12 protein-coding genes are annotated in these 10,139 nt (G+C 68.6%); 5 read left to right on the top strand and 7 right to left on the bottom strand.

The features are described 5' to 3' along the window. Positions 1-332: DnaA N-terminal domain-containing protein (locus Q0X16_RS12285; protein WP_297834870.1), on the bottom strand; the 332-nt coding region annotated here is incomplete at its 3' end. 179 nt (positions 333-511) lie between these two features. On the opposite strand from Q0X16_RS12285, the gene rpmH reads away from it, so the two are divergent. The 5 genes from rpmH (at position 512) to Q0X16_RS12260 (ending at position 5,382) form a co-directional block, all read left to right on the top strand. After that, on the top strand, positions 512-652 hold the full coding sequence (rpmH, locus tag Q0X16_RS12280) for a 50S ribosomal protein L34 (RefSeq protein ID WP_156640208.1): 141 nt from the start codon (positions 512-514) through the stop codon (positions 650-652). Positions 653-684: 32 nt separating this feature from the next. Beyond that, positions 685-1,218, top strand: a complete 534-nt coding sequence (gene rnpA / locus Q0X16_RS12275; RefSeq protein WP_297834866.1) for a ribonuclease P protein component — start codon at positions 685-687, stop codon at positions 1,216-1,218. Next, positions 1,218-2,879 (top strand): membrane protein insertase YidC, encoded by a 1,662-nt coding sequence (gene yidC / locus Q0X16_RS12270; protein WP_297834863.1) that lies wholly within the window; start codon positions 1,218-1,220, stop codon positions 2,877-2,879. The genes rnpA and yidC overlap by 1 nt, the downstream gene beginning before the upstream one ends. Before the next feature lie 39 nt (positions 2,880-2,918). Next, positions 2,919-4,259: a tRNA uridine-5-carboxymethylaminomethyl(34) synthesis GTPase MnmE gene (gene mnmE, locus Q0X16_RS12265; RefSeq protein WP_297834860.1), complete on the top strand. Its 1,341-nt coding sequence runs from the start codon at positions 2,919-2,921 to the stop codon at positions 4,257-4,259. Positions 4,260-4,344: 85 nt separating this feature from the next. Continuing rightward, positions 4,345-5,382 (top strand): energy transducer TonB, encoded by a 1,038-nt coding sequence (locus Q0X16_RS12260; RefSeq protein ID WP_297834857.1) that lies wholly within the window; start codon positions 4,345-4,347, stop codon positions 5,380-5,382. Between the two features lie 78 nt (positions 5,383-5,460). Here the strand turns inward: Q0X16_RS12260 and Q0X16_RS12255 are convergent, their stop codons facing one another. The 6 genes from Q0X16_RS12255 to Q0X16_RS12230 form a co-directional block, all read right to left on the bottom strand. Next, the gene (locus tag Q0X16_RS12255; protein ID WP_297834855.1) at positions 5,461-6,666 is read right to left on the bottom strand and encodes an ABC transporter permease; all 1,206 of its coding nucleotides are present in this window, start codon (positions 6,664-6,666) and stop codon (positions 5,461-5,463) included. Beyond that, a complete protein-coding gene (locus tag Q0X16_RS12250; RefSeq protein ID WP_297834852.1) occupies positions 6,663-7,418 on the bottom strand; it encodes an ATP-binding cassette domain-containing protein in 756 nt (251 codons plus the stop codon). Before Q0X16_RS12250 ends, Q0X16_RS12255 begins: the two co-directional genes overlap by 4 nt. Before the next feature lie 78 nt (positions 7,419-7,496). After that, the gene (locus Q0X16_RS12245; protein WP_297834849.1) at positions 7,497-9,035 is read right to left on the bottom strand and encodes an alpha/beta fold hydrolase; all 1,539 of its coding nucleotides are present in this window, start codon (positions 9,033-9,035) and stop codon (positions 7,497-7,499) included. A 38-nt stretch (positions 9,036-9,073) separates the two neighbouring features. Continuing rightward, positions 9,074-9,271 (bottom strand): helix-turn-helix transcriptional regulator, encoded by a 198-nt coding sequence (locus tag Q0X16_RS12240; RefSeq protein ID WP_297834847.1) that lies wholly within the window; start codon positions 9,269-9,271, stop codon positions 9,074-9,076. Next, on the bottom strand, positions 9,268-9,864 hold the full coding sequence (locus Q0X16_RS12235) for a hypothetical protein (protein WP_297834845.1): 597 nt from the start codon (positions 9,862-9,864) through the stop codon (positions 9,268-9,270). Before Q0X16_RS12235 ends, Q0X16_RS12240 begins: the two co-directional genes overlap by 4 nt. Beyond that, on the bottom strand, positions 9,861-10,052 hold the full coding sequence (locus tag Q0X16_RS12230) for a hypothetical protein (protein ID WP_297834842.1): 192 nt from the start codon (positions 10,050-10,052) through the stop codon (positions 9,861-9,863). The genes Q0X16_RS12235 and Q0X16_RS12230 overlap by 4 nt, the downstream gene beginning before the upstream one ends. Positions 10,053-10,139 lie beyond the last annotated feature (87 nt).

Raw genomic sequence — 10,139 nt, 5'->3', positions numbered from 1 at the left:
TTGTGGGGCTCGAGGTGGCCGTCTACCGGCGCGGCGGGTGGGGGGGGGGGGGGGTGTTGGGGGGGGGGCGGGGGTACGCGGGCGGGCGAGCCCACGTCGAGCGCCACCTCGGCGCCATCGCCATAGTGTCTCGCCAGTTCGCGAATCCGCGGAAGGAAGCGCAGCTGCACTTCATCGCGCACGAACGGGTTGGGCGCGTACAGAACCATCGCGCCGTCCCGTTGGCCGGCCTGCAGCGGCTTGAGCCAGGTGCGCACGTCTTCCTGCGCCAGTTCGGCTTCCAGATGTTTCAGGCAGTGCGGCCAAACGTCCATGCGCGGGGTCGGTTTCATGTGCGGACAATGCGACCGGGCGACGAACGCGCAAGCGGTGCAGGCTGGGTGGGCCAGCGTATCACCGGCCGGCGGGTGCGCCAAACCGGAGCCGGTGGCCGCGGCGGCATTTGCATGCCTGTGCCGGAACAGGCTACAATCGCCGTCTTTTCTCGATCTCAGACCCGGCAGATTCCGTCATGGCCACCAAGCGCACCTACCAGCCCAGCAACCTCAAGCGCAAGCGCGACCACGGCTTCCGCGCCCGCATGAAAACCGCCGATGGCCGCAAGGTGCTGGCCCGTCGCCGCGCCAAGGGCCGCCGTCGCCTGACCGTTTGACCCGCTTTGCGGCGGGTGGAGACGCAGACCCGGTGACCCAGGAAACCGGCACCCGCGCAATGCCCCCCATGCCGGCGCAGGCCCGCGCCAATCCTCGTGATTTCTCCGGGGATCCCGAAGGCAATCTCCCGGACAGGCAAACGTCCGGATTCGGGTTTTCGCGCGCCGCGCGGGTGCGCAGCAAGGCGGAATTCGAGCGGGTCTTCTCGCAAGGCCGCCGCAGCGCCAACCCCGTCCTCGCCCTGCACTGGCTGGAAGACGCGCTGCCGGCGCGGCTCGGGCTGGCGGTTTCGCGCAAGGTCGATGCGCGCGCCGTGGGCAGGAACCGCATCAAGCGCGTGTTGCGCGACGGGTTTCGCAAACTGCGCCCGCAGCTGCGCCCCGGCGCCTATGTGGTGGTGGCGCGCACGCAGGCGGCGCAAACGGACGCGACCGCGCTGCGGGCCGCGTTCGAGCGCGGGCTGCACAAACTCGGCGCATTGCCGCAGGCAGCGGCGCTGGGCACAATGCCGCCCGCCGCCACGGCCGATTCCTCCCCCCACGCCAACGAACAGACGTCTTCCTGATGAGCCAGATCCGCAACCTGCTGTTCTTCGCCTGGATCGCCGTGGCCTTCCTGCTCTGGCAGGCGTGGAGCACCGAGCATGCGGTTGCGCCGGCGGCACGGACACCGGCGGCCGTCGCGCAGACCGACGCCGGGGCGGGCGCCCAGGCGGCCATTCCGACCGCATCCGTGCCGGCGGCCGCGCCGGCTGCTGCTGCCGTCAGCGCGCCCGTCGCGCATGGCCCGGTGGTGCGGCTTCGCAGCGACGTGCTGGCGCTGGAACTGGATGGCCGCAACATCGTGCGCGCCGACCTGCTGCGCTTCCCGCAAACGCGCGCTCCGGATTCGCCGCCGGTGGTTCTGCTGGATCCGACTCCGGCCACATTCTTTGAAGCGGGTGCGGACTGGATCGGCGCCAACGGCGGCACGCTGGTGTTCCAGCCCAAAGGCGATGCCCGCAGCTTTGAACTGGCTCCCGGGCAGAAGAACGTGACGGCCTGGTTCGAGGCCAGCACGGCTTCCGGAATCCGGATCGAACGCAGCATCACGCTTGAGCGCGGCAGCTATGCGCTGCGCATCCGCGACGAAGTGGTCAACGCCGGCAGCGCCACCTGGATCGGCGACATCCGGCGCAGCCTGAGCCGCGTGCCGGCGGTGACCAAGCGTAGCTTCTTCAATCCGGAAACCATCAGCCTCAATGGCGCGGCGTGGTACAGCCCGGAAGACAAGTACAAGAAACGCCGTTATCCGGACTTCGCCAAGGACGGCCCGCTGAACCAGGCCGTCACCGGCGGCTGGATCGGCCTGTCGCAGCACTATTTCCTTGCGGCCTGGGTTCCGCAGGCGGATCAGGGCGCGCTGTTCTCGCTGGCCGAGCGCGGCGCGCAATACCGGGTGGATGCCACCGGACCGCGGGTGACGCTGGCGCCGGGGCAGCGCTTCACCAGCGCCTCGACGCTGTGGATCGGGCCGAAGGACGCCCACCTGCTCGATGCCGTCGCGCCAGGCCTGGGCCTGTCGCTCGATTACGGCATCTTCACCGTCTTCGCCAAACCCATCCACTGGCTGCTGACGATGCTGCACAAGATCACCGGCAACTGGGGCTGGGCGATCGTGCTGCTGGTGGTGCTGATCAAGCTGCTGCTGTATCCGCTGTCGGCCAAGCAGTACCAGTCGATGGCCAAGATGCGCAAGTTCCAGCCGCGCATCGCCCAGCTCAAGGAGCGCTACGGCGACGACAAGCAGAAGTTCCAGCTGGCGATGATGGACCTGTACAAGCGCGAGAAGGTCAATCCGGCCGGCGGCTGCCTGCCGCTGCTGATACAGATGCCGATCTTCCTGGCCCTGTACTACGTCCTGATCGAGGCGATCGAACTGCGCCACGCGCCGTGGATCATGGGCTGGATCAGCGACCTGACCGCACCCGATCCGTATTTCATCCTGCCGATCCTCAACGGCGTGGTGATGTTCCTGACCCAGAAGATGACGCCGACCGCGGGCATGGATCCGATGCAGGCCAAGATGATGCAGGCCATGCCGGTGGTGATGGCGGTCATGTTCGCGCTGTTCCCGGCCGGCCTGGTGCTGTACTGGGTCACCAACGGTGCGCTGGGCATGGCCCAGCAGTGGGCGAACCTCAAGCGCTTCGAGGATCCGCCGGCGCGCACGCCGACCGTTGGCTGACCGGCGCGCTGGGCTGAAGGTTCGCCCCGGAAGAAAGACATGGCAGACCCGCCGCCCGAAGCCACCATCGTTGCAATCGCTACCGCGGCCGGCAGCGGCGGAATCGGGGTGGTGCGCCTGTCCGGGACGGAGGCACGGGCGATCGGCGAGCAGCTGTGCGGGCGCCGGCTGCGGTGCCGACGCGCCGACCACGTCCGGTTCACCGAAGCCGACGGCGAAGTCATCGATGACGGCATCGCGCTGTACTTCCCCGCCCCGGCCAGTTTCACCGGCGAGGACGTGGTCGAACTGCAGGCGCATGGCAGCCCGGTGGTGTTGCGCCAGCTGGTCCAGCGCTGCATCGCGCTGGGGGCGCGGCAGGCCCGGGCCGGGGAATTCAGCCAGCGCGCCTTCCTCAACGGCAAGCTGGATCTGGCGCAGGCCGAGGCGATCGCCGACCTGATCGCGGCATCCGACCGCCGTGCCGCGCGTGCCGCCCGCCGTTCGCTGGAAGGCGTGTTCTCGCGCAGGGTCGAGGCACTGATGGCGCAGCTGCTGGCCATTCGGGTCCACACCGAGGCTGCGATCGATTTTGCCGACGAACCGCTGGAGGCCCTGGGTGGGGCCGAACTGCAGGCGCGGCTGGATGCCGCAAAGTTGGAGCTGGCGCATCTGCTGGAGGCGGCCGGACGCGGCCGACGGCTGCGCGATGGCCTGCACGCGGTGATCGTTGGCCCGCCCAACGCCGGCAAGAGTTCCCTGCTCAACGCGCTGTCCGGAAGCGAGCGCGCCATCGTCACCGAGGTCGCCGGCACCACCCGCGACACGCTTCAGGAAACCCTGCGGCTGGACGGGGTGGAACTGACGCTGGTGGATACCGCCGGCCTGCGCGACAGCGAGGATGCGATCGAAGCGGAGGGCATCCGTCGAGCCCGCGCCGAACTGGCGCGCGCGGATCTTGCGCTGGCCGTTCTTGACGCGCGCAGCGGCCCATCCGCCCGTTTGGCGCTGCAAGCCGAACTGGGCGGCGTTCCGGACGTGCTGTGGCTCCACAACAAGGCCGACCTGCTGTCCGCGCCTGCGGATCTTCCGGCGGACGCTCTGGCGATCTCGGCGCGCACCGGCGCCGGGCTGGATGCGCTTCGGCGGCGCCTGATGGCGCTCGCGGGAACCGAGGTTTCGGCGGATGGCGGGTTTTCCGCCCGCAGCCGGCACCTGGATGCGCTGGTTCGCGCCGGAGAGGGATTGAACCGGGCCGGAAACGAACTGTCCGCGGGACGATTGGAACTGGCGGCGGAGTGCCTGCAGCAGGCCCACGCCGCGCTGGGCGAAATCGGCGGGCGGGTGGATGCTGACGGCCTACTGGGTCACATTTTCGCAACTTTCTGCATCGGCAAATAGCGGAAATCGATCGCGACGCTTGACAAACGCGGCCTGCTGCTGCGTCCTATCAGGCAAATGCCCGCATGAGACGAGGGTTGTCGCGATGTCTGCCAATAAAATGTTCCACACGCTTGCCCCGATCGCGCTGAGCGTTGCGGTGGCATTTGCCGTTTCCGCCTGCAAGAAACAGGAAGCCACGCCGGCAGCTGGCCCGGCGGCCGCCACGGGTCCGGCCGCCGCAGGCACACCCGCCACCGCGCCGGTGGTCTCGGCAGCGGTGGCGCAGATGAGCGTCGACCAGCTGCGTGACGCCGCGCGCAAGGCCTATGACGACAACCGGCTGTATGCCCCGGTCGGCAACAATGCGATGGAGTATTACCTCGCACTGCGCGACAAACAGCCTGGCGATGCCAGTGCGTCGAGCGCACTGAACGACCTGCTGCCGATGGCGGTGATCGCCACCGAGCAGGGGATCGCCCGCGAGGACTTCGACGAGGCCAAGCGCCTGCTGGCGCTGATCGGCAAGGCCGACCCGAACCACCCGGCGCTGGATCGCCTCAAGACCAGCATCGGCAAGGGCGAGGCCTTGGCCGCGCAGCGCGCCCAGCAGCAGCAGCTGACCGCCGAGCAGGAGGCCAAGCTCAAGGAGGAGCAGGCCAAGAAGCGCGAGGAAGACCAGAAGAAGCTGCAGGAGCAGCAGCGCCAGCTGGCCGAGCAGCAAGCCCAGCAGGCCCAGCAGGCCCAGCAGCAGGCCGCCCAGCAGGCGGCGGCAGAAGAAGAGCGTCGCCGCGCGGCGGCAGCGCAGGCCGCTGCGGCACAGGCCGCTGCGGCAACGCCGGCGCCTGCGCCGGCGTCGGCGCCGGCACCGCGGCCAACGGCGTCCAGTGCGCTGGAAGCGGTGTCCCAATCGGCACCGCGTTTCCCGCCCGCCGCGCAGCGCGCCGGGGCGTCGGGATCGGTGCAGGTCGAATTCACGGTGGGGACCGATGGCTCGGTCACCAGCGCGCGCGTCGTGTCTTCCGAAGTACCCAGACAGTTCGCACGCGATTTCGAGCGCGAGGCGCTCACTGCAGTGAAGCGCTGGAGGTTCCAGCCGATCAACCAGGCCACCACCACCCGCCGCACGATCAACTTCCAGTAAGGCGGTTTTGTCCCAAGCGGCGATCAAGCGAAACGCCCGGTCATGGCCGGGCGTTTCCATTCCTAGGTTGCGTCCGGATCAGGCCGAGATCGCCAGCTTCTCCTGCCGGTAGCGCCAGACCGCGACCGTCCACAGCAGCGCTGCCACCGCCAGCGAACTGGCCAGATACAGCGCCCACTGGTCCAGCGCGGCATGTTCGCCACGGATGATCTTCTGGATCAGCTGGTTCTGCGACAGGAACGGCACCGCGTACTGCCACAGCGCGGTGTCCTTGAGCGGATAGGCCATCAGCCCGTAGGCCGGCAGCATCGGCAGCATCATCAGCCAGATGATGTGGCTCTGCGCTTCCTTCATGCTCTTGGCGCCGGCCGCCAGCGCGGTGATCAGCGCGGTGCCGATCAGCACCAGCGGCAGCAGGGTGAGCAGCAGCTTGGCCATCGCCGCGAAGCTGACGTCCATCTGGCTGGCGGAGCCGCCGGCAAGGGTGGCGCTGACCTTGAACGAGACCAGGATCAGCAGCATCGACAACAGGCCGAGTGCGACCGACGCCAGCATCTTGCCGCCGACCAGCGCCGCGCGCGACACCGGGGTGGCCAGCAGCGGCTCCAGCGACTGCCGCTCGCGCTCGCCGGCGGTAGTGTCCATCGCCAGGTGGGCGCCGCCGATGAAGGCGAAGATGGTCAGGATCATCGGCAGCAGGATCGCCATGAACTGGCTGTTCTTCGCTTCCGGGGTGGCCATGTCGCGGGTGCCGACCTGCACCGGGGCGGCGATCCGCGGGTCGATGCCGCGGATCAGCAGGCGCATGGTGCCGACCGCCTTGCCGTACTGTTCCAGCACCTTGCTGACCCGCGCGGTGGTGACGTCGGTGTTGCGGCGGGTGGTGTCGGTGATGATGTCGATCCGCGCCGGCGTGCCGGCGCGCCAGTTCTCGGCGTAGTGCGGGTCGATCGCCAGCGCGATGTCCTCGTCCTGGGCGCGGATCCGGGCCTCGATGTCGGCCGGGGCCGGATGGGTTTCGATGCCGTAGCCGGCGAGGAATTTCATCAGGTTGGGCGCCCGTTCGATGCCGACCACCGGCAGTTGCAGGGTGCTTTCGAGCTGGGTTTCGGCGCGCATCTCCGCCAGCTTGCCGATCCCGAGCAGCAGCACCGGGTACAGCAGGGGCGCGACCAGCAGGCTGAGGACGAAGGTGCGGCGGTCGCGCACGAAGTCGCGCCATTCCTTGGCCATCACCACCCGCAGGGCATCGAGGAAACCGGGACGTCGGATTGCGGTGTTCATGCGTGCAGGCCCTCCTCGCTGCCGATCAGTTTCACGAAGGCGTCCTCGAGATTGGTTTCACCGGTCGCTGCGCGCAGTTCTTCCGGGCTGCCCTGGGCGGCGACCTTGCCGGCGGCGATCACCACGATGCGGTCGCACAGCGCGGCGACCTCCTGCATGATGTGGCTGGAGAAGATCACGCAGCGTCCTTCCGCGCGCAGTTCCCTGAGGAAGCTGCGCAGGCCGCGGGTGGTCATCACGTCCAGCCCGTTGGTGGGCTCGTCGAGGATCACGTTCTTCGGGTCGTGGACCAGCGCGCGCGCGATCGCGGTCTTGGTGCGCTGGCCCTGGCTGAAGCCTTCGGTGCGGCGGTCGAGGAAGTCGTCCATCTGCAGCGCGGTCGACAGCCGCGCCGTGCGCTCGGCGATCGTCTCCGCGGTCATCCCGTGCAGGCGGCCGAAGTAGTCGATGTTCTCGCGCGCGGTGAGGCGCTTGTAGACCCCGCGCGCGTCGGGCAGCACGCCGAGGCTGCGGCGCACCCGCTCCGGATCGCCGGCGACGTCGACGCCGTCGACCAGCACGCGCCCGGTCTCGGGCGTCATCAGGGTGTAGAGCATGCGCAGCGTGGTGGTCTTGCCGGCCCCGTTGGGACCGAGCAGGCCGGTGATTTCGCCGTCGCGGGCGGTGAAGCCGACGTCATCGACGGCGATCACCGGGGTCTTCTCCTTGCCCCGCGCGGGGAAGGTCTTGCGGAGGTGTTCGGCTGTGATCATGGGAACGTGGACATCCGGAGTCGGTGGATGGGAAGGCGGTGGGGAACGTCGTGGCGCGTTCGGATCAGGCGGCCCGCGTCAGGGGGCCGGGCCGTTGAAGTTGATGAACGGCTGGGCGTAGGCCAGGGTGTCGAGGCAGCGGCCGTCGAGGGCCTTGGCGTCGGCTTTTTCGACGAACTGGGCGAACAGCTTGGGCATGCAGCCGGCGCCGATGACGTTGTGGCCCTGGCCGCGCAGGATGAACAGGCGGCCGTTGGGCAGGGTCTTGACGACCTCCTGGCCGTAGCGCGGCGGGGTCACCGGGTCGAACTCGCCTTCCAGCACCAGCGCCGGGACCGGCGTCGCCAGCGCGCGGTGGAAGTCGGCAGGCATGTGCCCCTTGGGCCAGACCTTGCACATCGCCGCCATCCCGACCGGCATCTGGTTGCCGAGCACGGTGCCGGCATCTTCGGTGCGCGACATCATGCTGTCGGCGTCCTCGCTGCAGGTCACCGACAGCTGCATGCCCATCGCCATCGCGCCCTTCATTTCGCCGTACAGCATCTGGGTCAACGCCATCAGGTTCTCGTAATGCCCGGCGTTGGCTTCCTTGATCATTTTCGGCAGCAGCGAGCTGGCCAGCGGCATGTAGGCGTACATCCGCACCAGTCCGGCGACCGACTCGGGGCGCAGCACGCCATGGGCGGGTTCGCCCGAAGTGGCGTCGCGGTAATCGACCTCCACCGGCTTGGCGCGCAAGGTCGTCAGCAGGGTGTCGAGCTCGGCGCGCGGGTCGCCGAGCTGGGCACGGCAGGCCGGCTGCTTGCTGCAGACGCCGAACTGCAGCGCCAACGCGTCGTCGAGGTTGCGGGCGAAGATGTTGCCGAGGCCAAGCGTGTTGGGCACCACCGAGTCGAGCACGATGCTGCGGGTGGCCTGCGGGTGGCGCATCGCGTACTGCTGGGCCACGCGGGTGCCGTAGCTGACGCCGACCAGGTTGATCTGCGCGGCCCCGATTGCCCGGCGCACGGCGTCGAGGTCGGCCACCGCGTCGGTGGTGGTGTAGAAGCGCAGGTCGGCCTTGCGCGCCAGCTGCTGCGCGCACTGCGCGGCCTGCTGCTGCATGGCCTCGGGCGAGCTGTCGGCGTCATCGTCGTCCATCAGCGCATCGCAGGACAGCAGGTTGGAGCTGCCGGTCCCGCGCTGGTCGACCAGGATCACGTCGCGTTGCTTGCGCACCTCGGCAAACACCGGGTCGAGGCCAGGGTAGGTCTGGACCGCCGATTGGCCCGGGCCGCCGGCGAGGAAGAACACCGGATCGGGCAGCGCCTTGCCGCCGCCGCTGGCCTGAAGCCAGGCGACGTTGAGGCGGAGCTTGCGGCCTTCGGGATGGGCGCGATCCTCCGGAACCTCGAAGCTGCCGCATTGGGCCTGCAGGCCGTCACCGCCCTGCGGTGAGCGCAGGGTGCAGGGCAGGAAGGTGAGTGAGCCCAGGTGGGTCGGCTTGACCGGAGGCACCGTGGCGGCGTGGGAGCGCGCATGTTGGCCGGCATCCTTCGACAGGTGCAGGGCCTGGTAGCCCGCGAAACCGGTCAGCAGGACGAGGGCGGCGAGGGTGCGGAGTTTTCGGGAGTTCATGGCAATCAATATCGGAGTGTGGATGAGGCGGCGACGGCTCAGGCCGCGTCGGGCAGGAACACGTCTTCGATCCGGCAGGCGAACAGGCGGGCGATGCGGAAGGCCAGCGGCAGCGACGGGTCGTACTTGCCGGTTTCCAGTGCGTTGACGGTCTGTCGCGAGACCTCCAAACGCTGCGCAAGCTCCGCCTGCGACCAGCCGCGTGCGTCACGCAGTTCGCGCAGGCGGTTGTTCACAGGTAGCGCCGGGTCAGGACCAGCTTGGAGATGCCGTAGAGCAGCATCAGCAAGGGGAAAACCCAGATCATGGCCGGTCCGGCATCGACCGCGATGACCTTGGCCAGCTGCAGCATGCCGCCGGCGAAATACAGCAGCGCCACGCCGAGGCTGGCGATGCCGATCGCCTCGGTCTCGATCCGGCGCTGCATTTCGTCGATCTCACGCAGGTAGCGCAGGGCCGCGCGCATCAGCAAGGCGATGGCCAGGGCGGGCAGCACGGCAACCAGCCCGCGCAGCGGCAGCGACGGGATGCCGCGCTTGATGAGGGTCACCGAGACATACAGGGCCAGCGAGTATCCGGCCATGATCGGAAACAGCGCACGGATGTAGCGTCGCCCGGCGGGCTGCGCGTACATCTCGTTGCAATGATCGCGCCACCAGCGTGGCATCAGCAGCATCACCAGGCAGGCCAGAAAGTAGCCGGCACCGATGCTGAGCCAGGTATGGACGCCGTTGGCGGTCCATCCCAGCAGCCAATGGCCGATCCCCGCCAGCGCAAAGCAGGCCAGCGCGATGCCGATGAAGATCCCGATGATGCGGTTGAAGGTCATTGTCCGGGGCTCTGTTTCGATCTGGCGAGGAACACCAAGCCCAGCGGCAGGAAGGCACAGCCGACGCCGATGAACGTGGACATGCCGCCAATCCCGAGCGCCATGAACACGATGCCGAGCGTCAGGAACGCGGCGCCCGAGCCGATGAAGGCGAAGCCGGCGGCTTTGTGGTTCTTGTCGGCGGTCATGGCGGATCTTGTGTCAAGGGTACTTGACACAACGATAGGACGGGCAGCCGCTTGTTGTCAAGCGTCCTTGACATGCGGGTGCTGTCG

It is taken from the genome of Thermomonas sp., from assembly GCF_025993755.1.
Lineage (GTDB): Bacteria > Pseudomonadota > Gammaproteobacteria > Xanthomonadales > Xanthomonadaceae > Thermomonas.
Note: the sequence above shows the minus strand (reverse complement) of the source record. Positions and strands in the feature narration are given on the sequence as shown.